Source organism: Zafaria sp. Z1313 (assembly GCF_050563205.1).
Lineage (GTDB): Bacteria > Actinomycetota > Actinomycetes > Actinomycetales > Micrococcaceae > JAZDCJ01.
In genome coordinates, this window is record NZ_JBNWUK010000011.1 from 25313 (window position 1) to 49464 (window position 24152).

Annotated in this window: 21 protein-coding genes; 8 read left to right on the forward strand and 13 right to left on the reverse strand. The window is 71.9% G+C overall.

What is annotated here, in order from left to right; genetic code table 11:
- Positions 1 to 57: 57 nt before the first annotated feature.
- From ACQ3I4_RS11235 to ACQ3I4_RS11280, 10 genes are all read right to left on the reverse strand, one after another.
- Positions 58 to 1461 carry a DNA primase family protein gene (locus tag ACQ3I4_RS11235; RefSeq protein WP_430633567.1) on the reverse strand — a complete coding sequence of 468 codons (1404 nt, stop codon included), beginning with the start codon at positions 1459 to 1461 and terminating at the stop codon, positions 58 to 60.
- Entirely contained in the window at positions 1458 to 1799 is a 342-nt protein-coding gene (locus ACQ3I4_RS11240; protein WP_430633568.1) for a hypothetical protein, read from the reverse strand. Before ACQ3I4_RS11240 ends, ACQ3I4_RS11235 begins: the two co-directional genes overlap by 4 nt.
- The gene (locus ACQ3I4_RS11245; RefSeq protein WP_430633569.1) at positions 1792 to 1998 is read right to left on the reverse strand and encodes a hypothetical protein; all 207 of its coding nucleotides are present in this window, start codon (positions 1996 to 1998) and stop codon (positions 1792 to 1794) included. Before ACQ3I4_RS11245 ends, ACQ3I4_RS11240 begins: the two co-directional genes overlap by 8 nt.
- A gap of 95 nt (positions 1999 to 2093) precedes the next feature.
- Entirely contained in the window at positions 2094 to 2297 is a 204-nt protein-coding gene (locus ACQ3I4_RS11250; RefSeq protein ID WP_430633570.1) for a hypothetical protein, read from the reverse strand.
- 210 nt (positions 2298 to 2507) lie between these two features.
- On the reverse strand, positions 2508 to 3047 hold the full coding sequence (locus tag ACQ3I4_RS11255) for a hypothetical protein (protein ID WP_430633571.1): 540 nt from the start codon (positions 3045 to 3047) through the stop codon (positions 2508 to 2510).
- Positions 3044 to 3949, reverse strand: a complete 906-nt coding sequence (locus ACQ3I4_RS11260) for a tyrosine-type recombinase/integrase (RefSeq protein WP_430633572.1) — start codon at positions 3947 to 3949, stop codon at positions 3044 to 3046. Before ACQ3I4_RS11260 ends, ACQ3I4_RS11255 begins: the two co-directional genes overlap by 4 nt.
- Positions 3950 to 4062: 113 nt before the next feature.
- Positions 4063 to 5355, reverse strand: a complete 1293-nt coding sequence (locus tag ACQ3I4_RS11265) for an RNA polymerase sigma factor (protein WP_430633573.1) — start codon at positions 5353 to 5355, stop codon at positions 4063 to 4065.
- A 250-nt stretch (positions 5356 to 5605) separates the two neighbouring features.
- Complete coding sequence (locus ACQ3I4_RS11270) at positions 5606 to 6700, reverse strand: DUF4192 family protein (RefSeq protein ID WP_430633574.1); 1095 nt, start codon at positions 6698 to 6700, stop codon at positions 5606 to 5608.
- Between the two features lie 122 nt (positions 6701 to 6822).
- The gene (locus tag ACQ3I4_RS11275) at positions 6823 to 8187 is read right to left on the reverse strand and encodes an MFS transporter (protein ID WP_329860208.1); all 1365 of its coding nucleotides are present in this window, start codon (positions 8185 to 8187) and stop codon (positions 6823 to 6825) included.
- Between the two features lie 17 nt (positions 8188 to 8204).
- The gene (locus tag ACQ3I4_RS11280; protein WP_329860176.1) at positions 8205 to 9140 is read right to left on the reverse strand and encodes a PAC2 family protein; all 936 of its coding nucleotides are present in this window, start codon (positions 9138 to 9140) and stop codon (positions 8205 to 8207) included.
- 204 nt (positions 9141 to 9344) lie between these two features.
- Here ACQ3I4_RS11280 and ACQ3I4_RS11285 point away from each other — a divergent pair, with 204 nt between their 5' ends.
- From ACQ3I4_RS11285 to ACQ3I4_RS11305, 5 genes are all read left to right on the forward strand, one after another.
- Positions 9345 to 10868 (forward strand): leucyl aminopeptidase, encoded by a 1524-nt coding sequence (locus tag ACQ3I4_RS11285; RefSeq protein WP_329860178.1) that lies wholly within the window; start codon positions 9345 to 9347, stop codon positions 10866 to 10868.
- A gap of 279 nt (positions 10869 to 11147) precedes the next feature.
- On the forward strand, positions 11148 to 12527 hold the full coding sequence (gene lpdA / locus ACQ3I4_RS11290) for a dihydrolipoyl dehydrogenase (protein ID WP_329860179.1): 1380 nt from the start codon (positions 11148 to 11150) through the stop codon (positions 12525 to 12527).
- A 127-nt stretch (positions 12528 to 12654) separates the two neighbouring features.
- Positions 12655 to 14412, forward strand: a complete 1758-nt coding sequence (gene sucB, locus ACQ3I4_RS11295; protein WP_430633575.1) for a 2-oxoglutarate dehydrogenase, E2 component, dihydrolipoamide succinyltransferase — start codon at positions 12655 to 12657, stop codon at positions 14410 to 14412.
- A gap of 124 nt (positions 14413 to 14536) precedes the next feature.
- Positions 14537 to 14887, forward strand: coding sequence for a hypothetical protein (locus ACQ3I4_RS11300; RefSeq protein ID WP_329860181.1), 351 nt, complete (start codon positions 14537 to 14539; stop codon positions 14885 to 14887).
- Between the two features lie 217 nt (positions 14888 to 15104).
- Positions 15105 to 15542, forward strand: coding sequence for an OsmC family protein (locus ACQ3I4_RS11305; protein ID WP_329860182.1), 438 nt, complete (start codon positions 15105 to 15107; stop codon positions 15540 to 15542).
- Positions 15543 to 15652: 110 nt separating this feature from the next.
- On the opposite strand, the gene ACQ3I4_RS11310 is transcribed toward ACQ3I4_RS11305, so the two are convergent.
- Together ACQ3I4_RS11310 and ACQ3I4_RS11315 are read right to left on the reverse strand one after the other, a co-directional pair.
- Entirely contained in the window at positions 15653 to 19291 is a 3639-nt protein-coding gene (locus tag ACQ3I4_RS11310) for a S41 family peptidase (RefSeq protein WP_329860183.1), read from the reverse strand.
- A 53-nt stretch (positions 19292 to 19344) separates the two neighbouring features.
- Entirely contained in the window at positions 19345 to 20949 is a 1605-nt protein-coding gene (locus tag ACQ3I4_RS11315; RefSeq protein WP_329860185.1) for a protein kinase domain-containing protein, read from the reverse strand.
- 112 nt (positions 20950 to 21061) lie between these two features.
- Between ACQ3I4_RS11315 and lipB the strand changes: the two genes are divergently transcribed.
- The 3 genes from lipB to ACQ3I4_RS11330 are packed head-to-tail and all read left to right on the forward strand — an operon-like array spanning position 21062 to position 23530.
- Entirely contained in the window at positions 21062 to 21736 is a 675-nt protein-coding gene (gene lipB / locus ACQ3I4_RS11320) for a lipoyl(octanoyl) transferase LipB (protein ID WP_329860186.1), read from the forward strand.
- Positions 21733 to 22737: a lipoyl synthase gene (gene lipA / locus ACQ3I4_RS11325; protein ID WP_329860187.1), complete on the forward strand. Its 1005-nt coding sequence runs from the start codon at positions 21733 to 21735 to the stop codon at positions 22735 to 22737. Before lipB ends, lipA begins: the two co-directional genes overlap by 4 nt.
- A gap of 31 nt (positions 22738 to 22768) precedes the next feature.
- Entirely contained in the window at positions 22769 to 23530 is a 762-nt protein-coding gene (locus ACQ3I4_RS11330) for a DUF4191 domain-containing protein (RefSeq protein ID WP_329860188.1), read from the forward strand.
- Between the two features lie 105 nt (positions 23531 to 23635).
- Here the strand turns inward: ACQ3I4_RS11330 and ACQ3I4_RS11335 are convergent, their stop codons facing one another.
- The gene (locus tag ACQ3I4_RS11335) at positions 23636 to 24073 is read right to left on the reverse strand and encodes an RDD family protein (protein ID WP_329860189.1); all 438 of its coding nucleotides are present in this window, start codon (positions 24071 to 24073) and stop codon (positions 23636 to 23638) included.
- Positions 24074 to 24152: the final 79 nt, after the last annotated feature.

Sequence of the window (24152 nt, forward strand, 5' to 3'; positions counted from 1 at the left end):
ACGGGTTTCCCGAAACTTTCCTTAGCTCTTCCTCGTGAGGAAGTTTGCAAATACCCGTCACCACCCGTCACCCCCGCCGTTTTCGGAGGCCTCGGCAGGCAGTCCGATGCCCTCCCGGTACTTGCCCGTCTTGGTGACCTTGCGCTTGAATCCGAGCCGCTCGAGCTCGTCCCCGAACGCCTTCTCCGAGAGCTTCTCGGCCCCGTCTGCAATGGCCCATTCGGTCCAGGCATTGAACAGGTCCCGGGCCCGTGCGCTGAAGTGCGGGCCGGTCAGGCAGTGGTCCTGGGTGAAGCGCTTCACGGCGTCCGATGCCGTCTGGTAGGCGTCGGTGGCCCGCCGGACGCTATCGGGCTCGTTCATGCCGCCCTGGTCCTCGTAGGCGAACCATCCTTCGACGGCCCACGTGAGCACCGCGTCAGCTGCGAGCTTGAGCCGCTCGGACAATTGCGGGTCGCGCTTGTCCTCGGGGACCACGACATCGAACGGCACAATGCGAATGCGCCTCCACACGGCAGGGTCATTGCCCTTGACCTGGGGCAGGTGGTTGGTGACGTAGACCAACTGATGCGAGGGCTCCCAGCTCACCGGGGCTTGGTACAAGTGGCGGGCCGTCAGCCGGTCGCCGCCCGTGAGGCGTTTCATGAGCGCGGCGTCAAGGTGGCGGCCGTCCTCGGTCTCGGAGCCGATGACCAACCGGGCACCGAACAGGGCCATCTGCTCCGGCCCGCCCGCGCCCCGCTCGGACGTCATGAGCAGGTCGGGGTTGATTATCGTCGCGTAGTCGCCCATCGCGTGCGTGATCGCCCCGTAGGCCGTGCCCTTGCCGTTCGCCCCGGTGCCGGTCAGCACGGGGAACAGGTGCTCCCGAACAGCGCCGTAGACGCTTTGCCCGATGACCCGTTGCAGGTAGTCGCGCTCCTCGGTGCCAGGCAGTACGGACTCCAGGAACTCTGACCATGTCCGACGCTCGGCCGTGGGGTCGTAGGCCCCGGTGGCGACGCGGGTGATCCGGTCGGCAGGATCGTGCTCCCGTAGTTCGCGGGTCCGCAGGTCCAGCGTGCCGTTGGCACAGTTCAGCAGGTACGGGTCCGCGTCGAGGTCGTCGGTCGCGGCGCGCAGCGCAGGCAGGGACGAAGCCAGTTCGAGGACGCCGTTCACGCCGGATGCGGACTCGCATCGTCGGACGTCGGTGCGAAGATCCCGATCATCGAGGGACTCGGCCAGGGCGGCGCGCAGCACCTCGAGGACCGCGGTCTTGGCTGTGTCGCGCTCGTCCACCGCCCACCGAGTGCCGTCCCAGACGTGCCAGCCGATCCCGCGAACGAACATGAGCCGCGACGCGTTCGCGGCCGCGAGGCGGTAGGCCATGCGTGCCTGTCCGCGGTGCTTCTCACCGTCCGCGGCATTGAAGTAGGGCTGATCTGTCGCGGCCGCAAAGGCCCTTGCAAGCTCGGTCACGCTGCCACCGCCTGCCGGTCGCGCAGGATGCCGCCACGCCGAAGCCCGTCGAGGAACTGGGCCAGCGACGGGGCCGGCCGGATCGTCGTCGTCGGCATCGGACGCGCTGCCGCCCTCGGCACCGTCAGGAACTCGGCCGCCGACGCCGCGAGGGCCGCCTGCTGGGCTCCCAGCTCGGCCGTGGCGAGCAGCTTCCGGGCGGTGAGCTCGGCGGCGTCCCCGGCCTGCTGGTGACCGTCTGCGAGGCCTTCCACGTAGCCGTCGGCGCGGCCCTCGAGATAGCAGCGGGTCGCGGTGCGGTTGCGCACGATGAATTCGCGCAGCTCGGCGTCACGCATGGGCTCCACCGCCGTCCACCGGCTCGAGGCGGCACAGGAACACCGTGGCCTCGAGGCCGTCCATCGTCGCCCGGTCCACGGCGCGCTGCGCGGGCGCGAGGGCCAGGTACACCCGGCGGCGGTAATGCGGCTCCGGGGCGTCGTTGCGGACTTGGACGACGGCGACGTATACGCCGGCGACGTGACCGCGGAGGGCCATATTGTCGGCGGGTGCGGGTAGACTACTAGTGGACTTGTTACCCGGTTCTGTGATTGCCGCCCCGTTGCCCGCGGGGCGGTTTTCGTTTGCGTTGGTCAAGCGGCATCACCGCCGAAAGCGGACAGTGCGGCGTCGGCGGCCTCGGCTACTGCGGCCGCTTCCTTGGCCCGACGGCGGGACTGTGCTGATTTCAGCGCGAGTCGCTGGAAGTGGGCCTTGCGGAGGTGCTCGGCTCGGCGGGCGCGTTCCGCCGGGAGCAGGACACCGTCGGGGTCGGCCTGGTGCTCGAACTTCGCCATGAGGGCGGCTCGAGCCTTGGCGGTCCTAGCGGACCTATCCGGGGTCTGGGCCCAAGACACATGCGCGGCGATTTGAGCCGCTAAGCGTCGTTCAGATGCAGAAATGGGCATCGAATATACACCTCTTCAGGTGCATTCGATGCCCATCGAACACTCGTGGTCTAGCGGATCGCCGCCCGGCCCTTGATCTTCCTCCTAAGCATAGCGCATTTACGGTGTGCGACTAGCTGATTCGCGCAGCGCTTCAACAATTGCCAATGCATCCAACTGTTCGGCATGCTGCGGGTGGTCCTTGCACCGGACCCATAGCCCCAGCGCTTCAATGTCAGCGAAATCTGACATCGGCAGCGCGTACCGGACCCAGTGGGGGCCAGTTCCTGCAATCCACCGCTCACCGGAGGGCAAGTCAGGCTGCTGCAACTGATCCATGTGCCTCCGCAGGAAGGCGTCATCCGTCATCGCACGATCCCAGGCCTCTTGTGCGCCGGCCCCTAGGTAGTGCTCCGTCATCCAAGGGCGAGGTTGGACGACGTCGTCGGGTCGCCAGGCAATACGTGATGCAAAATAGAAGATGCCGCGATGAATCGTCGCCTCGGCCAGCTTCGGACTCTTGCCGCCCGGGTGGTGCTCGCAACGGGCAATCACCACCGGCCCGGTGGCCCCGGTGAAGACGTCTCGGTTGGCTATCGCCAGCTCCCGAGCGTCGCGGCGGATCCGCATATGTCGGCGGGTGGTCATCAGGTCCGTCATATCTCCCCCAGGTTCAGCTTGCGTGCCTCGGCGGCGGCGCGCTCGGATGCGCGGGCCTTGGTGTATCTCTGGATCATGTCGGGGCGCGTCCATCCGGCAACGGCCATGAGGCCACCCTCGGAGCCTCCGGCTGCCAGCCACCGATGTGCCGCTGTGTGCCGCAGCTTGTGCGGATGGAAGCCCTTGAGGCCCGCCACCGCTCCCCGGCCGGTCAGCGCCTTGTGCAGGGCGTCGTAGCCGAACGCCCGGTTACGGTCCCCCAGCCAGAAGGCGGGCGTCCCTGCCAGTGCGTGCTGGGCGCGCAGACGACGGTAGCGGTCGAGGGCCCTTGCCGTCTGCGCACCGAAGGGAACGACGCGGCCCTTACCACCCTTGCCGCGACGGACGATGGCCGTCCCCTCGAGCAGATTCAGGTCATCCGTGAGCAGCGCGGCGCACTCCCCCGCCCTGGTTCCGGTCTCCACCATGAATCGAATCAACGCCTCGTCCCGGCGCGAGCAGAAGTCCGTCCCGTCGCACGCCTTGAGCAGGGCCTTGAGCTCGGACTCGGTCAGCGGCTCAATGACCTTGGTGTCTAGCTTGGGGGCCTTGAGCCCGAGCAGGCCGTCATCGGGCACTTCCCCTTCCTCGTCCATCCAGGCCGAGAATCGGCGCAGGGCGAGCTGCCGGGTGCGCACGGTGGCGGGCTCCCGGCCGGAGTCCAGCAGGTGCGCGGTGAAGGCGTTCACCGTTGCCTTGTCGAGGACGGCGGGGACCTCGGCATCGCGGCACCACGTCAGGAACGCGTTCACGCCGTCGCTGTAGCTCTTGATGGTGGCCGGGCTCTTCCGCTCGGCCCGCAGTGACAGCACCCATGAGGGCATGAGGAACTCAAGATCGGGCGTTGCGGGTTCCTTCGACATGCCCGAAGTCTATCAATATCTGGACTCCAAGCGCTATGCGGTGCTATCGTGATCTCGTCAGGTCCCGAAAGGCGCTTCTGACCAGCGATAACACCGCACAGCTTCAGACTCGACTAGTCCAGATAGTCCCGCAGGACCTGCGAGCGCGACGGGTGGCGCAGCTTGGACATCGTCTTGGATTCGATCTGGCGGATGCGCTCGCGCGTCACGCCGTAGACCTTGCCGATTTCGTCTAAAGTCTTCGGCTGTCCGTCGGTCAGGCCGAAGCGCATGGCCACGACGCCGGCCTCGCGCTCGGAGAGGGTGTCCAGCACCGAGTGCAGCTGCTCCTGGAGGAGCGTGAAGCTCACGGCGTCGGCCGGGACGACGGCCTCGGAGTCCTCGATGAGGTCGCCAAACTCGGAGTCGCCGTCCTCGCCGAGCGGGGTGTGCAACGAGATCGGCTCGCGGCCGTACTTCTGCACTTCGACGACCTTTTCCGGGGTCATGTCCAATTCGGCGGCCAGCTCGTCCGGGGTGGGTTCGCGGCCGAGGTCCTGCAGCATCTGCCGCTGGACGCGGGCGAGCTTGTTGATGACCTCGACCATGTGCACCGGGATGCGGATGGTGCGGGCCTGGTCGGCCATGGCGCGCGTGATGGCCTGGCGGATCCACCAGGTCGCGTACGTCGAGAACTTGAAGCCCTTGGTGTAGTCGAACTTCTCCACGGCGCGGATCAGGCCCAGGTTGCCCTCCTGGATGAGGTCCAGGAACAGCATGCCGCGACCCGTGTAGCGCTTGGCGAGGGAGACCACGAGGCGCAGGTTGGCCTCGAGCAGGTGGTTCTTGGCGATCTTGCCGTCATGGATGACCTGCTCCAGGTCCCAGCGCAGGCGCTTGTCCATGGAGTCGTCGGCCGCCGCGAGCTTCTCCACCGCGTAGAGGCCGGCCTCGATCCGCAGGGCGAGGTCCACTTCCTGCTCGGCGTTGAGCAGGGCGACCTTGCCGATCTGCTTGAGGTAGTCCTTCACGGGGTCGGCCGTCGCGCCCGCGACCATGACCTGCTGCTGGGGGGCGTCGTCCTCGTCGCTGGTCAGCACGAATCCGCGCGTCTCGTCCTCGCCCGTCGCGGCCGCGGGGGCCGCCTCGGCCTCCGGTTCGGCGGCCTCGGCCAGCTCGGTCGGCTCGGGCTCGACGGCGTCGTCGTCGGGATCCCCGGCCGGGTCATCGGCCTCGACGGCGCCCTTGGCGGCCGCCTTCGCGGTCGGCTTCCTGGCCGCCGGGCCGCCGGCGGCCTTCGCGGCCTTGTTCCTCGCCCGGGTCCGCGCGGCCTTCTGCTGCGGAGTCAGCTCCTCCGTCTCCTCGGTGTCGTTGCCGGCGGCGGAGCCGCCCTGGGTCTTCGGAGGGCTTGTCTGGGAAGCGGACACGAAATACCTTTCTCGCGGTTCGTCCGTGGCGCCGCCTTGGGGGCAACACCACTATGACCCTGTCAAGTCCGGGTCCCGCCGCACGGCGGATCCAGACGCAGGGTCCACCTCAGTGAACGCCTGCGACCGGCCTTTTGTTCCCAGCCGTCGCCGGGCGGGAACGGGGCCGCGATGCGGCCCAAGGACACGGACCCAACCGGGTCTGCGGTATCAAGTCTCTCATGTTTCGGGCACCTCCCCGTGCCACCGCCTACCAGGACCGCGGAGCCGCCTCCTTCCAGGCCGCCGAGGGATCCTGGGCCCAGGGCGGAAGGACGCCCCGCTGCAACATCACGTCGAGGAGGGTGGCGAGGCGGTCGGGCCGTCCCGCGTCCGGGCGGGACAGCAGCGCGTCCGCCGCGGAGCTGCGCCCTCGCGCCCACTCGATCCAGGCCACGAGCGTCAACACGGCCTCCCGGTCCGTGTCCCGCGCGGCGTCGGCCAGTCCCCGGCCGATCTCCCACAAGCGGTCCAGGAGCGCCCAGTCCGGAGGGGACTCGACGAAGCCGGAGAGCATTTCGGCCACCTCGGAGCAGTCGTGTCCCGTTTCGAGTCGGCCGGTGGCCGCGCAGTACAGGAGGCGGTCCCTCACGTCGGGGCCCGCAAGCGCCGCGAGGTGCCGTGCGGTGGCGACGGGCTCCGCCCTCAGATCGGCCAGGACGGCCGCGGGTTCGCTCTTCAGCAGTCGGCACCAGGCCAGCAGCTGGAGGTCGGGATCGGGGCGCCCATACGTCCCGGCGAGGATCGAGTCCACGGCCTCGCGGACGGTCTCGAGGGCCGGCCACGGCCCCGCCTCACCGGACCACCAGGCCCGGAGCGGGGCGCTGCCGCCGAAGACGAGCCGCGCATTGGCCTCCGAGTCCACGATCGAGCTGAGCGGGCGGCCCCGAGGAGGGCAGCAGTCCGCGTCCGTGCACCCGTAGCCGCGGTAGCCCTGGGCACCCACGTGCCAGGCTTCCGGCAGCTCGATGCCGCGGCGCGCGAGTTCCCCGCCGACGGCGTCCACGAGGGCCCGGTGGGGAGGCCCGCCGGCGTCGTCCGGCCCGCTGCTGTAGACCACGGCGAAGACCCTGTCGAGGGCCGGGATGCGGTCAAGGTAGCCGACGGCCCGCCGGGCGGTCGCGGCCACGCCGTGCGGCACGGGGCCACCGCGGGGCAGGTCGACGCGGAGGGTCGCGATGAGGCGGCCCGCGCCCACCGGCAGCAGGACGAGGCATTCTTGCGGTTGGACGCCGAGCTGGTGCGGCACGATGGCCAGGAGCGAGGCGGAGTCCGTGACGGTCAGGGGCTTCTTGATGGCGTTCATGGACCCACTGTCCCGGCCCACCGGGCCGCCCGCACCCACCGCGCGGGCGCTTGTGGACGGGACCGTCCCCCTCCCCCGTGGACGCCCTCCTGTGCGGGGCCTTTTCGGGCGCCCGGGCCGGCTCAGTCCGGTTCCGGGCCGGCCGCTCCCGCGGTCGGTCCACCGGCGCCGGGTCCTCGGCGGGAGCGGCGGCGCTCCGCCACGGCCTGCAGGATCGGGCGGACGACGACACCTTCGCGCGCCAGCGCCGCCCGCACCTTGCGCCGGGCGCCGAGGATGCCCACGGCGCCCATCACGAGCGGGACGAGCTGGAAGGCGAGGGCCCACCGGAAGGCCTCGAGCGTGTAGAGCGCGCCGGTGCCTCCGCCGAGGACGTGGATGGCATCGAGGATGGCGCCGACGGCGTACACCGACACGAGGGCGGCGAGGAACCCGCCGACGTTGACGATGCCGGTCGCCGTGCCGATGACGTGCGGAGGATTGAACGTGCGGGCGAAGTCGAAGCCGATCATCGAGCCGGGCCCGCCGATGGCGACGACCACGAGCAGCACCACGAGGACGGGGACCGGAGCGGGGCCCGGCCAGAGCAGGACGACGGCCCAGCCAGCGGCGATCGAGGCGATGATGGCGAGGGCGAGCGTCGAGCGCCGCAGCGGATGGCGGGAGACGGCCGAGCCGAAGACGGGTCCGAACAGGAGCGCGACGGCCACGAAGATCGACATGAGCGCCGAGGCGGTCGCGGGGGCGAGGCCCTGGCCGGAGACGAGGAAGGGGTAGCCCCAGGAGAGCAGGAAGAGGTTGGCGGAGAACTGGGTGCCGAAATGCGTCCAGAAGCCCAGCCGCGTCCCGGGCTGGCGCCAGGCCGCGGCGAGCATCGCGAGGGTCTTGGGCCGTCCGCCCACGGGCGGGGCCTCGCGGGCTCCGGCGGGCTCGTTGCGGATCACGACGACGGCGAGGACGACGGCGAGCCCGCCGAGCGCTGCGAGGGACAGGAACGCGTTGGTCCACCCGGCCCATTTCAGCACCGCGACGAAGGGGACGAGGCTCAGGAGCTGGCCGAGCTGGCCGACCATGCCCGTGAACTGGGTCAGCATGGGGATCCGGTAGCCGGAGAACCAGGCCGGCAGGAGCCGGATCACGGACACGAAGGTCATGGCGTCCCCGGCGCCGACGAAGAAGCGTCCCAGCAGGCCGGCGGCGACCGAATCGGCGAGCGCGAGCAGCGCCTGCCCCACGACCATCAACAGGGCGCCACCGGTGATCATGGCCCGCGCGCCGAGGCGGTCCACGAGCAGCCCGACGGGGATCTGCAGCCCGGCATAGACGATGAGCTGGACGACGGAGAAGGTCGCGAGGATGGAGGCGGTCGCGTCGAACCGCTCGGTGGCCTGCAGCCCCGCCACGCCGAAGCTCGTGCGCTGGGTGACGGCGATGAGGTAGGCGGACACGCCCGCGCCCCAGACGAGCCAGGACCTCGCCGAGTCCAGGCCCCGGGCGCGTGGGGTCACTGCCCTCCCTCGCCGGGGGCGGCCTCGGGACCGTGCGTGGAGAGGAAGGCCTCGACGGCGTCGGCCAGGTCCTCGGCGTCGGGCAGGGCGTCGTGCTCGTCCAGCAGGAGCGAGCGGCGCCCGGCCGCCGGGACGAACTCGTCGAAGCGCTCCTCGAAGGCGGAGACCATCTTCTGGATGTCGGGCGAGTCGGCGACCTGCGCGTCGATCTCCTCGCCGGTCCGGCGCGCGGCCTCGCGCAGCCGGTCCGTGGGCAGCCCGAGCCCCAGCGCGGCGCCGAGGAACTCGAGCGCGGACACGGCGACCTGCGGGTACCGGCCGTCGGCGAGGTAATGCGGTACGTGGAGCGAGTAGCCGACGGCGTCGCGCCCGGCCTCGATGAGCCGCATCTCGATGAGGTGCGCCGCGGCCGCGGGGATCTCGGCGGTCGGGTTCCAGGTCGAGATCCCCTCCCGCAGCTCGGGGCGGTTCCCGTGGACGGTCACGCCCATCTGCCGCGTGTGCGGGACGGGCATCGGCACACCGCCGAAGGAAGCGGTCAGGGTGACGTTGAGCGCGGCGGCGACGAGGACGACGGCGGACGCGAACCTCTCCCACTGCAGGTCCGGTTCCGGTCCGGTCAGGAGGAGGAAGTCGGTGCCGAGGCCGTCCGTGAGCCGGTACAGCTCGATCCGCGGCCGCTGGTAGGCGGTGAAGCGGTCGCCGAGGAAGGTGATCTGCGGCCGGCGTTCGCGGTAGTCGAGGAGCTGGTCGGCGTCGAACGCGGCGACGAGCTCGTGGTCGAGGGAGTCGAGCAGCTCGCTGCGGACCTGGCGGACGACATCGCCCGCGTCCGCGTGCCCGTGGAGCGCGACGATCATCCCCAGGCCCTGGAGCCGGACGTCGTCGACCACCGCATCGTTGAGCTTGACGAGGGACTGGGGGTCGAGCACGGGACTCCTTCCGGCGGCTGGGACTGGCATGGGATGTCAACCCGGGGCCCGGCCGTTTTCTTCCCGGGCACCGTTGCAGTCTAGCCGCGCCCCGGCCACCACGGCCGTGATGGACGCTACGATCGATACCACCGAAAGCACCCGCCGCGGGCAGCACCCGTGCCCCCGGCCCGCCCACCGCCGCAGACCGAAGGAACAGATCACGTGATCAACGCCAGCGAGCTCAAGCTGACCGCCGTCTCCACCGACATCAAGCGCGTGGCCGCCGACGCCGTCGTCGTCGGCGTCGCACCCGCAGCGGAAGGCGGCAACGGCTCCGCGCCGCGCCTCGTCGACGCGCCGCTGCCCGCCGCGCAGGCCGCCGCGCTGGAGGCCTCGCTGTCCGGACTCGGCGCGACGGGCGCCGCGGACGAGCTGCTGCGCCTGCCCGCCCCCGAGGGTCTGAAGGCCCCGGTCCTGGTCCTGGCCGGGCTCGGCCGGGAGGGCGCCGCGGGCGGAGCCGAGGCGCTGCGCCGTGCCGCCGGCTCGGCCGCCCGTCAGCTCGCGGGCCTCGGCAAGGTCGTCTTCGCCCTGCCCGCTCCGACGGCCGAGGCCGCCGCTGCGGTGGCCGAGGGCGCCGCGATGGGCGCCTACGGCTTCTCGAGCCACCGCTCCGAGGCCCCGGGGAAGTCCCCGCTCACGGAGGCCGTCATCGCCACCGCCGCGTCCGCCGACAAGTCGCTCCCCGCGGCCCTGAAGCGCGCCGCGGTGCTCGGGCGGGCCGTGCGCGCCGTCCGCGACCTGGTCAATACGGCCCCCAACGTCCTCTACCCGGAGTCGTTCGCCCAGGCGGCCGTCGAGGCCGCCAGGTCCCTCAAGCTCAAGGTCACCGTCCTGGACGAGAAGCGGCTCGAGAAGGACGGCTACGGGGGGCTGATCGGCGTCGGGCGCGGCTCGGCCCGCCCGCCGCGCCTCGTCAAGGTCGAGTACGCCCCCGCCAAGGCGGCCGCGCACGTGGCCTTCGTCGGCAAGGGGATCACGTTCGACACGGGCGGCATCTCCCTCAAGCCGCCGGCCAGCATGTTCACGATGAAGTCGGACATGGCGGGCGCGGCGACCGTGCTGCAGGCCGTCCTGGCGATCGCCGAGCTCGGGCTGCCCGTCAAGGCCACCGCGTGGCTGTGCCTCGCGGAGAACATGCCCTCCGGCACCGCGACCCGTCCCGGCGACGTCGTGACGATGTTCGGCGGGAAGACGGTGGAGATCCTCAACACCGACGCCGAGGGCCGGCTCGTCATGGCGGACGGCCTCGTCGCGGCGAGCGCCGAGAAGCCGGACGCGCTCATCGACGTCGCGACGCTGACCGGCGCCCAGCTCATCGCCCTCGGCAACCGCACGACGGGCATCATGGGCGAGGATGGGCTGCGCGACGCCCTCAAGGCCGCCGCGGACCGCTCCGGCGAGACCGCCTGGCCGATGCCGTTGCCCGAGGAGCTCCGCCCCTCGATCGACTCCCAGGTGGCGGACCTGGCCAACATCGGAGAACGCCACGGCGGCATGATGACGGCCGCCGTCTTCCTGCGGGAGTTCGTGGGCGAGGTCGACGGCACCCCCATCCCGTGGGCCCACCTCGACATCGCCGGGCCGTCCTTCAACGAGGGTTCGCCCTACGGATACACCCCGAAGAACGCGACCGGCGCCTCGCTGCGCACGCTCGTCGCCTACGCCGAGTCCCTCGCGGCCCGCTAGGACACGTCCACGCCCCCGGGAGCCGCTGACGGCAGCTCGCGGGGGCGTCGTGCGTCCCGCCACAGGGCTCCCCCTGCGGAGGGCAGCGGACCCCTTGCGTGAAGGCCGTCACGCACGGGTGGGCGGTCGGTCACGGCGTGTGCATCGGGGCGCGTGCACCCGCTAAGGTAAAGCTGACACATCACCATGAAGCACCGGCGCGGACCACAGCCGTGGCCGGACCACCCAACGGACGGCTCCCGGAGGACGGGGGTCCATCACACGCGAGGGAGCGTTCACGTGGCCGATACGGCAACAACGCAAGAATTCGACGTCCTGATCCTCGGCGGCGGCAGCGCCGGCTACTCGGCCGCGCTGCGCGCGGTCCAGCTCGGCTTCACCGTGGGCCTCATCGAGAAGGCCAAGCTCGGCGGCACCTGCCTGCACACGGGCTGCATCCCGACGAAGGCCTACCTGCACTCCGCCGAGCTCGCCGAGAACGCCCGCGAAGGCGCCAAGTACGGCATCAACACGACCCTCGAGTCCATCGACCTGGGCAAGGTCCGCGACTACAAGGACGGCATCGTCGCCGGCAAGTTCAAGGGCCTCTCGGGTCTGCTGAAGATGAAGAAGGTCACGGTCATCGAGGGCGACGGTCGCCTCGTGGGCCCGGATGCCATCGACGTCGACGGGGTCCGGTACACGGGCAAGAACATCATCCTCGCCACGGGTTCCACGTCCAAGACCATGGGCATCGAGATCGGCGGCCGCGTGCTGACCTCCACCGAGGCGCTGAACATGGACACCCTGCCGAAGAGCGCGATCGTGCTCGGCGGCGGCGTCATCGGCGTCGAGTTCGCCTCCGTCTGGAACTCCTTCGGCGTCGACGTGACGATCATCGAGGGCCTGCCGAGCCTGGTCCCCAACGAGGACCCGTCCATCATCAAGAACCTGGAGCGCGCCTTCAAGAAGCGCGGCATCAAGTTCAACACGGGCACCTTCTTCGAGAAGGTCGAGCAGTCCGGCGACGCCGCCAAGGTCACCCTCGCCGACGGCAAGACCTTCGAGGCCGACATCGTCCTCGTCGCCGTCGGCCGCGGCCCCGTGACCGAGGGCCTGGGCTTCGAGGAGCAGGGCATCACGATCGACCGCGGATTCGTCATCACCAACGAGCGCCAGCACACGGGCGTCGGCAACCTCTACGCGATCGGCGACATCGTCCCGGGCGTGCAGCTGGCCCACCGCGGCTACCAGCACGGCATCTTCGTCGCCGAGGAGATCGCGGGCCAGAACCCCGTCGTCGTCGAGGACATCAACATTCCGAAGGTCACCTTCTGCGAGCCGGAGATCGCCTCCGTCGGCTACTCCGAGCCCAAGGCGAAGGAGAAGTTCGGCGAGGACCAGATCGAGGTCCAGGAGTACAACCTCGCCGGCAACGGCAAGTCCTCCATCCTCGGAACCTCGGGTCTCATCAAGATGGTCCGCGTCAAGAACGGCCCGATCGTCGGCGTCCACGGCATCGGCGGCCGCATCGGCGAGCAGATCGGCGAGGCCCAGCTCATCGTGAACTGGGAGGCCTACCCGGAGGATGTCGCGCAGCTCATCCACGCCCACCCGACGCAGAACGAGTCCCTCGGCGAGGCGGCCCTCGCCCTCGCCGGCAAGCCGCTGCACGGCTGAGCCCCCCATGGCACCCCGGCGTCCCGCCGGGGTGCACTAAGCTCGAACGCAACGCCTCCACGGCCGCTCCGATCCATCGCCGGCCGCCACGAACCAAGTTGAAAGTATTGAGGAGAACGGGGACAAAATGTCTGAAACCGTGAACTTGCCGGCCCTCGGCGAAAGCGTCACCGAAGGCACCGTGACGCGCTGGCTCAAGGCCGTCGGCGACCGCGTCGAGGTCGACGAACCGCTGCTGGAGGTCTCCACCGACAAGGTCGACACCGAGATCCCGTCCCCCGTGGCCGGTGTCCTCGAGGAGATCCTCGTCGAGGAGGACGAGACCGCCGACGTCGGCGCTCCCCTCGCCCGGATCGGCGACGGCTCCGGCTCGGGCGCCGAGGCCCCGGCCGAGGAGCCCGCCCAGGAAGACGAGGCACCGGCCGAGGAGGCCGCGGCCGAGCCCGCCGCTGAGCAGGCCGACGAGGCCCCTGCCGCGTCCGGCGATTCCGACTCCGGCTCGGGCTCGGAGGTGACCCTCCCCGCGCTGGGTGAGAGCGTCACCGAGGGCACCGTGACGCGCTGGCTCAAGGCCGTCGGCGACGACGTCGAGGTCGACGAACCCCTCTTGGAGGTCTCCACCGACAAGGTCGACACCGAGATCCCGTCCCCCGTGGCCGGCAAGCTCCTGGAGATCCGCGTCGGTGAGGACGAGACGGCCGAGGTCGGATCCGTGCTCGCCGTGATCGGCTCCGGCTCCGCCGCCCCGACCCAGGACGCCCCGCAGCAGGATGCCGCGCAGGACGAGGCCCCCGCCGAGGAGCCGGCCGAGGAGGCCGCCCCCGCCACCCAGGAGCCCGTACCGGCCGAGGCACCGAAGCAGGAGCCGGCTCCCGCCCCCGAGGCCCCGAAGGCCGCCGCCCCGCAGGCGGCCCCCGCCGAGGCTCCCGCCGCGGACGGCGCCGAGGGCTACGTGACCCCGCTCGTGCGCCGCCTCGCCGCCCAGAACGACATCGACCTCTCCACGGTCAAGGGCACGGGCGTCGGCGGACGCATCCGCAAGCAGGACGTCCTGGAGGCCGTCGAGGCCGCCAAGGCCCCCACCGCGCCCGCCCCCGCGGCTCCGGCCCCGGCGTCGTCCGCCCCGGCCAAGGCCGCCGCCCCGGCGCCCGAGGCGTCCAAGCTGCGCGGCACCTCGGAGAAGGCCCCGCGCATCCGCCAGGTCATCGCCCGCCGCATGCGCGAGTCGCTGGACTCGTCCACGCAGCTGACGCAGGTGCACGAGGTCGACATGACGCGCATCGCCAAGCTGCGCGACGCCGCCAAGGCCGGCTTCCAGTCCGTCAACGGCACCAAGCTGACGTTCCTGCCGTTCATCGCCAAGGCCGTGGCCGAGGCGCTGAAGCAGCACCCGAAGCTGAACGCCGAGTACGACGAGGCGAAGCAGGAGATCACGTACCACAACGCCGAGCACCTGGCGATCGCGGTGGACACCGACAAGGGCCTGCTGGTCCCGGTCATCGCCAACGCGGGCGAGCTGAACCTGGCCGGGCTGGCCGGGCGCATCGCCGACGTCGCCTCCCGCACGCGCAACAACAAGATCGGTCCGGACGAGCTCTCGGGCGGGACGTTCTCGATCACGAACATCGGCTCGGTGGGGGCGCTCTTCGACACCCCGATCATCAACCAGCCGCAGGTGGCCATCCTCGGCACGGGCGCGATCGTCAAGCGCGCCGTCGTGGTCCCGAACGCCGACGGCGACGACACGATCGCCATCCGCCACATGATGTACCTGTCGCTCACCTACGACCACCGCCTCGTGGACGGCGCGGACGCGGGACGCTTCCTGCAGACGCTCCGTGCCCGTCTCGAGGAGGGCGCGTTCGAGGCCGACCTCGGACTGTAGCGGCTCCCCCGCCACGGCGGGCCGGGGGCGTGGATGCCACGGCATCCACGCCCCCGGCGTTTAAGCCCGCAGGTCAGGCTTGCCTTCTTCGACACGGCGTCGAAATCGCCACTATCCTTCAGGCATGGACTTCCTTCACTCGTTGCTCGTCTTCCTGCACATCCTCGGAGCGGCGGCCATCGTCGGCGGCTGGCTCGCGACGTTCAAGACCCCGACCGTCACGCAGTGGCAGTGGATCGGCGCCCTCGTCCAGCTCGTCTCGGGACTGGCGCTCGTGGCCGTCGCCGAGATGGGCGACGGCGACGGCCCGAACCACGCCAAGGTCGCCGTCAAGCTCGTCCTGGCCCTCGCCGTGGCCGTCGCCGCGTTCATCGGACGCCGCAAGGCCTCCAAGGGCGAAGAGGTCTCGACGGGGCTGGCCCACGCCGTCGGTGGGACCGCGCTGATCAACATCGCCGTCGCCGTCTTCTGGTAGACCCGGGCCCGGACCCCGCGACGGGTCCACGGGCCACGGCGGCATCCTCCGGGGAGGGGCGTCCACACCGGGCGCCCCTCCCCGTTGCCGTCTCCGGGGCCGGACCGGCGCGCGCGGCCGGGGCCCCGCAGCTGTTGGCTCCCCCGGCGGCCCCGCCTAGGATGGGCGCAGAGGCCACCGGTCCGGTGGCCGAACCCCAACAGCGAGGAGTCCCACCATGGCAACGACGCGATCCGCCAGCACCGTCTGGACCGGCGACCTGTTCACCGGCAGCGGCCAGACGACGTTCTCGACCTCGGGCATCGGCACCTTCGATGTCACGTGGAAGGCCCGCGCCGAGCAGGCCGAGGGCAAGACCAGTCCGGAGGAGCTCATCGCCGCGGCCCACGCCTCCTGCTACTCGATGGCGCTCAGCAACATCCTCAAGGAGGCCGGGTTCACGGCCGAGCGCCTCGAGACGACGGCGGAGGTCGACTTCGACACGGCCGACGGACCGCGCATCTCCGAGATCCGCCTGACGCTGAACGCCTCCGTCCCCGGGATCGACGCCGACGCGTTCCAGGAGGCCGCCCAGGCCGCCAAGGAGGGGTGCCCCGTGTCCAAGGCCCTCGCCGCCGTCCCGAGCATCACCTTGAGCGCGACGCTCGACTCCTAGCCGCAGCGGACGCGTGCCGCCACGCGGCGGCATCCCGAGGGGATGTCGCCCCGATCCGACGGCACCCCGACGTGGTGGGCCGGCCCCGCGGGGCCGGCCCACCACGCGTCTCAGCGGTCCTCGACGGCCTCGGCGCCCGCTCCGCCCTGCGGCCGCGGGGGCAGCGGCGGCGGGGTCAGCGCGCGGTAGCCGGACTGCTCGGGGGGCCGCTGCGTGGGGATCTCGCGGAGCATCTCCTTGAGGATGGCCACGCCCTGCTCGAGCTGCGGGTCCTCCCCCGCGGCGTAGGCGTGCGGCGGGAACCCCACCTCGATGTCGGGGTCGACGCCGCGGTTCTCGACGCCCCAGCCGATCCCTCCCGTGAACCACGTGGCGTAACGCGGCTGGGTGACCTTGGTGCCGTCGGCGAGCGCGAACAGGTTGTCGATCCCGATCACCCCGCCCCACGTGCGCACGCCGACGACGGGCCCGATGGCCCGCAGCTTCGCGACCTGGGTGATGATGTCGCCGTCGGAGCCGGCCCACTCGTCCGTGATGACGACGACGGGGCCGCGCGGCGCGCTCGACGGATAGGTCCCGGTGCGCGTCTCGCGGGCGATCGACCACGCGGTGACCTTGCGCCCGAGCAGTTCGGCGACGAGCTGGGAGGTGTGCCCGCCGCGGTTGCGGCGCACGTCGACGACGAGGGCGTCGAGGGCCGTCTCGGTGTCGAGGTCGCGGTGCAGCTGGGCCCAGCCGTGCGCCATCATGTCGGGGATGTGCAGGTACCCGAACGTTCCCCCGGACGCCTCGCGGACGGTGCGCCGGTTGGCGTTGACCCAGTTCTGGTAGCGCAGCCGCTGCTCGTCCTTGACGGGGACGACGGCGACGCGGCGCACCGTCCCGGGGTCGCGGGACTCGGGTCCGTTGCGCACGGTCAGCTCCACCGTGCGGCCGCCCGCGCCGTCGAGGAGGACCTCCGGGCCGCCGTCGAAGGGGACGAGCCGCCCGTCGACGGCGAGGATCTCGTCGCCGGCCCGCACGGCGACGCCCGGCGCGGCCAGCGGCGAGTAGGCCTGCGGGTCGGAGGACTCGCCTTCGAGGACGGTGGCCACCCGCCAGGCGCCGTCGACGCGGGACAGGTCGGCGCCGAGCAGGCCCTGGCGTCCGGCTCCGGGCTCCTGCGCCGCGAAGGGGACGACGTAGGCGTGGGACGTGCCGAGCTCGCCGTGGAGCTCCAGGAGGACGTCGACGAGGTCGTCGTGGCTGCCGAGCCGCGCCAGCAGCGGCCGGTACTTCGCGCCGATGGCCTCCCAGTCCAGGCCGGCCATGTCCTCGGCCCAGAAGAAGTCCCGCTGGAGCCGCCAGGCCTCGTCGTAGGCCTGTTCCCAGACCTTGGCGGGGTCCAGCTCGACGCGGATGCGCAGCAGGTCCAGCGCCTGGGACTCGGGGGCCTCCTTGTCGACCGAACGGTCGACGGGCACGCTGCGGACCTGCTGGCCGTCGACGTAGACGAGCCGTTTCTTGTCCGGGCTGACGCGGTAGCGGTCCAGCCGCTTCACGAGGGTCGTGGTGCGCCGTTCGGCGTAGTCGAAGCGCTCGAGCCGCAGGGCCGGGGCGCTGTCGCCCGTCACGCGGCCGTCGCCCGTCACGCCCGTGGACTCGTCGACGAGCCACAACAGGCCCTTCTCGACGGCGACGAGCCGGCTGTAGCGGCCCTGGGCCACGGGGACGGCGAAGAGCCGCTGGCCGATGCCCTCGGCGTCCACGCGCGTCTGGGCCGGCGCGGGCCTCCCGCCCGTGCCGGAACCGGCGGCGCCGTCGCCGCGGACCGGTGCCCCGGCGTCGTCCGCGGCGTCGCCGGCACCCTCGGCTTCCGCCGGCGGGGCCCCGGCCGGCCGCGCGGAGTACGCGGAGGGCCCGAAGAGGCTCGGCGTGTCCTCGGCGAGCGCCACCATGAAGGGCTTGGTCGAGGCGGGGAAGCTCAGGTCGAAGCTGTGGGTGTCGTAGACGGGGTCGAAGCTGCGCTCGGAGAGGAAGGCGAGGTACCGGCCGTCGTGGCTGAACGACGGCGAGTGGTCGTGGAAGCGGCCGTCGGTGACCTGGATGGCGGCGTCCGCGGAGGACGCGCGCGTGAGCATGACGCGGCTGCGGCCCTCGAACTCGGTGACCGGCTCGATCCAGGCCAGCCAGGCCGAGTCCGGTGAGAAGCTCACGTGGTCGATCCCGCCGAAGTCGGAGGCGCAGAGGCCGCGCCACGAGCCCTCGGCGACGTCGAGGAGCTGGACCTCGCCGTACTCCGTGCCGATCGCGATCCAACGCCCGTCGGGGCTCGCCTCGAGGCTGCGGACGCGGCCGCGTGTCGGCAGCGGGATCCGGCGCAGCCCGTCGCCGCCCGTTGCGTCATCCGTGCCCGCAGGGTCCGCGGCTCCGGGGACCTCGATCCGTCCGTGGCCGGTACCGGTTCCGTCGTGGGCGCCGTCGTCCTCAGGGCACGTTCCGGCCGGGGAGGCGGCGGCGTCGATGCCCGCATCCGCGCCGGTGACGGCGGCGGCGCTCACGGGGGCGGGGAGGGAGCCGCCCGGCTCCGGAGCCGGCGCGGGCGCCTGGGGGGCGGCGGGAACGGCGTCGAGCTCGTCGTCGTGGGCGCTCGGGATCGGGCCGAAGCTGCCGAAATCGCCGTCGCTGTCGACGGCCCTCAGGTGGAGGGCCTCCTCGCCGCCGTGGTCGGCGATGTAGGCGGCGGTGTGCCCGCCGAGGATCCGGCCGAGCCGTGCGCGCACGCCCGGCGTGGCCTCGATCGTGTGCGAGGGGCCGTCGCGGTGCTTGAGCAGGTGCAGGGTCCCGTGGGTCTCGACGAGGCTCGCGGCCCCGTCGTGGTCCGGGACCACGGTGCCGAGGTGGCGCGCCGCGGCGAGCGGCCTGCGGCGGCGCCCGTGGCCGGCCGAGCCCAGGTGGATCTCGAGCCGGCGTGCCTCGGCGTCGAGCGAGTCGAGCACGAACAGCCGGCCGCGGTGCTCGTAGACGAGGCGCGTGCCGTCGGAGGACAGGTGCCGCGCGTAGAAGTGCCCGTGGTCGGTGTGCCGGCGCAGCCCCGTGCCGTCGGGGGCGACGGAGTAGACGTTGCCGTAGCCCTCGTGGTCGGACAGGAACGCGATCCGGCCGCCGATCCACACGGGATCGCAGAGGTTCCCGTCGAGCTCCGGGGCGAGGCGCTCGAACCCGCCGCCGCCGTCGCGGTCGATCCAGAGCTTGCCGGCCGTTCCACCGCGGTAGCGCTTCCAGTGGGCCGGTTCGCGGCTCAGCGCGCTGCCGACGACGAGCGGGCGCTCGTCGCCGACGGACGGCCCCCAGACGACCGAGTCGACGGGCCCGTAGGGCAGGACGGTGGACGGACCGCCGTCGAGGGGGACGGAGCGCGCCCAGGTGTGCCGGGCATCGACCTGGGCGTGGGCGCTGATCGCCACGACCTGTCCGTCGGGAGTGAACCCGCGGACCCGGGTGCTCGGGTGCCCCCAGTAGCTCAACTGCCGGAACCCGCCGCCATCGGTGCCCGCCGTGACGATCTCCGGCGCACTGCCCTGCACGACGCTCCAGACCAGGGCCGAGCCGTCCGGCGTGAACCGCGGCCCGCGGGCGGGCAGCCCCATTCCGGAGACCCGCCAGGCGCGGCCTCCCTCGAGCGGGGCCATCCAGACGTCGTCCTCGGCGACGAAGGTGACGAGTTCGGGCGAGACATGGGGGTAGCGCAGATAGCTGGTCGGCTTCATCCTCCGATCCTATCCACGCGCGGGCCCGGGCCCCGGGCGGGCCGCGCGGCGGGTCACGTCCCCGTGCCGTCCTGTTCCACGCGCGCGATCCGCCAGCCGTCGGCGGTGCGCTCCAGGTGCAGGACGATCCTCTGCTCGATGCCGGCGTCGACGGCCTCCACCGTCTCCCCGTCCTCATCGACCACGGCGTAGGGTCCGATCCTGCTCTCGGCGCGCACGACGGCGGACCCGCCGCCCGGCGCCTCCTCCTGCCGCACTCCGCTCAGCACGGTGCGCAGGCCGGAGTAGCGCAGGCCCTGCCGGCGCAGTTCGCGCACGGCCTCGGCGTCGTCGCCGAGCGACTCGCCGTCCGCGGCATGGACGCCTTCGAGGGCGCCGGCGTCGGCGGCGCTCAACGCGGCGTCCCTGCGCCCGGCCAGGACGACGGCGGCGTCCGCGGGATCGTCCGGGACCTCGCCTGCCGCTTCCGCCGGCGCGCGCGTGGGGGTAGCGGACGCCTCCGCGGAGCCGCCGGACCGCGGAGCGGCACCGGCCTCTGGCACGGCGCCTGCCTCCGTCCCGGGCGATCCGGGCGGATCCCCGGCGCGGGCGCCCTCCTCGGACGGGGCGGTCGTCGCGGTCCCGGGTGCCGGAGACTGCGCCGCGGGCGCCGGCCCGTTATCCATGTCCCGGAAGGCGACGGTGACGGCGCCGGCGGCGGCGACCGCGAGGACGACGGCGGCCGCCGCGCCCGCGAGCCACGCCGTCTTCCGCGGCGTCCACGCTGCGTCGAGCCGCCGCAGGACGGCGCCCGGCCCGCGCGGGCCGGGTTCCGGCGGGCGGCGCGTCGGCAGCAGGCCCATCGCCTCCGGCCGGACGGACTCGGTCAGCTCCACGGGCCGGGGTTCGGCGCCGCAGAAGATCCCGAGGGCGAGCTCGGAGGCCGGGGGCCGCTCGTCGGGGTCTTCCGCGAGGCAGGCCTCGAGCAGGAGGGCGAACTCGTCCGGGACCCCGGGCACGAGGCTCCCGAGCGGCGGACGGCGGCTCGTCGGCGCCGGCGTGCGGCCCGTGAGGACGAACCAGGCGACGGCGGCGAGGGAGTACACGTCGCGGGCGGGCAGCAGCGCCCGGTCCCGGGCGGACTGCGGCTCCGGGGCCGTGAAGCCCGGCGTGCCTCCGCCTTGTCCGGGCCGGCCGACGAGCCCCGCGAGCCCCAGGTCGGAGAGCTTCGGGACGCCCGTGGCGGTGAAGAGGATGTTGCCCGGGGAGACGTCGCCGTGCACCGCTCCGGCCGCGTGCAGGAAGGCCAGGGCCTGCGCGATCGGCGCGACGACCGTCACGGTCTCCCCCAGGCTCCGCGGCCCGGAGGCGGCGACGAGTTCGGCGACGGAACCGCCCGGCAGGTACTCCATGAGCACGCCCGGTCCGCGGCTCGTCTCCACGGCCGAGTGCAGGGCCACGAGGTGCGGATGCCCGAGCCCGCGCAGGACCTCGACCTCGCGCTCCAGCTGCTCCACTCCCGGCGGATCCTCGGCCGCGCCGACCTTGAGGGCCAGGCGCGTGCCGCCGGCGCCCGAGAGGACCTCGTAGACCGCGGCGTTGCCACCGCGGCCGATCTCCCGCAGCGTCTCGAAGCCGGCGGTCCGCGGCAGGGGCAGGAGGGGGATCGTCGCGTTCATGGTTCCGTTCTACCGGAACCGCCCGCGGCCCGCAGGAGTTATCCACAGGCACCGCGTTGCACGGGGTCCCACGATTCGGGGGCGCCTGCGCCCGAAGCGTAGGCTGGGGGCCATGACCATTTCCTTCCAACGGGTCGGCCTGTCCCCGGACTTCGTCGACTACGGACGGGCGTGGGACCTGCAGCGGGAGCTCCACGACGACGTGGCCTCCGGCCGGCGCGGACCCACCGTCCTGCTGCTCGAGCACTCCCCCGTCTACACCGCGGGCAAGCGCACCGAGCCCGCCGACCTCCCCCTGGACGGCACGCCCGTCGTCGACGTCGACCGTGGCGGCAAGCTGACGTGGCACGGACCGGGCCAGCTCGTCGCCTACCCCATCGTCGAACTCAAGGACCACGCGGCGATCCGGGACTACGTGGAGCGCCTCGAACAGGTCCTCGTCAACGTCCTCGCCGACTACGGCGTCGCCGGCACGCGGATCCGCGGGCGCGCGGGCGTCTGGATCGAGCCGGAGCAGGGCCCGGCCCGGAAGATCGGCGCGATCGGGATCCGCGTCGACCACGGCGTGACGATGCACGGCTTCGCCTTGAACTGCTCCCATTCGCTGGACCCCTACCGGCAGATCATCCCGTGCGGCATCACCGATGCCGGCATCACCACCCTCTCGCTCGAGACCGGCCGCACCATAGAGCCGGCCGAGCTCCTGCAACGCGTCGAGGAGGAGTTCACCACCGTGCTCCTGCCCGCCGTGAAGTCCGCCGAGATCCGTGAAGGAGCCCTGTCATGAGCATCGCCCCCGAAGGCCGCCGCATGCTGCGCATCGAGCAGCGCAACGCGGCCACCCCGGTGGAACGCAAGCCCGAGTGGATCAAGGCGAAGGTCAACATCGGCCCCGAGTACGTCGGGCTGAAGAACCTCGTGAAGTCGGAGGGCCTGCACACCGTGTGCGAGGAGGCCGGCTGCCCCAACATCTTCGAATGCTGGGAGGACCGCGAGGCGACCTTCCTGATCGGCGGCTCCGAGTGCACGCGCCGCTGCGACTTCTGCCAGATCGACACCGGGCGGCCGCAGCCGATCGACCGGGCCGAGCCGTTCAAGGTCGCGATGTCGGTCAAGAAGATGGAGTTGCGCTACGCGACCGTGACGGGCGTGGCCCGCGACGACCTCGAGGACGAGGGCACCTGGCTCTACGCCGAGACCGTGCGCCGCATCCACCAGCTCAACCCGGGCACCGGCGTCGAACTGCTCATCCCCGACTTCTCCGGGCGCCGGGAGCACCTCGACGCGATCTGCGCCTCGGCCCCCGAGGTCTACGCGCACAACCTCGAGACGGTCCCGCGGCTCTTCAAGTCGATCCGGCCGGCGTTCCGCTACGAGCGCTCGCTCGACGTCATCACGCAGGGACGCGACCACGGGATGATCACCAAGTCCAACCTGATCCTCGGCATGGGCGAGACCCGCGAAGAGGTCTCCGAGGCCATGCGCGACCTGCACGAGGCCGGCTGCGACCTGCTCACCATCACGCAGTACCTGCGCCCGACCGAGCGCCACCACCCCGTCGAGCGCTGGGTCAAGCCCCAGGAGTTCGTCGAGCTGCAGCAGGAGGCCGAGGAGATCGGCTTCCTCGGCGTGATGTCGGGCCCGCTCGTGCGCTCCTCCTACCGGGCCGGACGCCTGTGGGCCGGCGCCATGCGCAAGCGCGGCCTGCCCATCCCCGAGGCGCTCGCCCACATCGAGGACTCGGGCAGCACGCGGCAGGAGGCCGCGAGCCTGCTGCCGGCCACCTGATCCGCCGCGGATCATCTAGAATTGGATCACTATGGCCAAGACCCCCGATAGCACCCCCACCGACGACGCCCAGCCGAAGCGCCGCTTGTTCTCGCGCAAGCCGAAGGCACCGAAGACCGCGAAGGAGCCCGGCCGCCTGAAGCAGCTGGGCCAGGTCTTCCAGATGACCCGGCGCCACGACCCAATGGTGGTCTGGCTCATGATCTTGGCGTTCCTCGGCGTCGTGGCCGTGGGCCTGCTGATCGGCTTCCTCGTGGACAACTGGGTCACGCTGCTGCTCGTCGCCATCCCGCTGGGCCTGCTCGCCGCCACGTTCATCCTCTCCCGCCGGGCCGAGCGGGCGGCGTTCGCCCAGCTCGAGGGGCGTCAGGGAGCGGCCGGCGCCGCGATGAGCGTGCTGCGCCGGGGCTGGATCCTCAAGGAGCAGCCCGTCGCGATCAATCCGCGCACGCAGGACCTCGTGTTCATGGCGATCGGCAAGCCCGGCGTCGTGCTCGTGACCGAGGGGCCGACGGGCCGCGTCCGCCAGCTCGTCGAGGGCGAGCGCCGGCGCATGGCCCGCGTCCTGCCCAACGTGCCGATCCACGTCCTCAACGCCGGCTCGGAGGAGGGCCAGACGGCCCTGGGCAAGGTCGGCAAGGAGATGAAGAAGCTCAAGAAGTCGCTCAACAAGCAGGAGGTCCACGCGGTGGACCTGCGCTTGTCCACGCTCGGCAGCGCCAAGCTGCCGATCCCCAAGGGCATCGACCCGATGCGGGCCCGGCCGGACCGCCGGGCGATGCGCGGACGCTGAGCCCGGACGACGACGAACGGGGCGGGTCCCGGACGATGGCCGGGACCCGCCCCGTTTCCCTACCGGTCGACCGGCTGCGTTTCCGCCGCTCCGGCCGGGACCGGATCAGCGCGTGCGGACCAGGATGGTCTTCACCACGCGGTCGTGCAGTCCGCGCTGATCCCCGTCCGCGACGAGCGGCGGAACGACGAGGCAGAGCAGGAGCGTGCGCACGACGCCGTCGAGCGGACGGATGCCCGTTCCGTCCAGGCGCTGGACCTGCATTCCCATGACGCGGTGGCCCACGGAATGCCCCGTGACGCCGACGAACACGAGCTGCATGACGGCGAACCAGAGCAGGTTGGCCCACGGGGCGGCGTCGAAGAAGAGCCAGGAGACCAGCATGGCCAGCCCCCAGTCGATGCACAAGGCCACCACGCGGGGACCGAAGCGGGCGATGCTGGCGGGACCCGATTCCGGGCGGCCGAGCCGCTGTCCCGGCCAGGACTGGTCGTTGAGCTGGGGTGGACCCTGCAGCCAGGATCCGAGGTCTTTTCTCTCCACCCCTCAAGGGTAGCCGCCTGCGCCGCGGACAGCGGCCGTGTCAACCGCCCGTAAAAGGCACCCCGTGTAACGTCCCGGA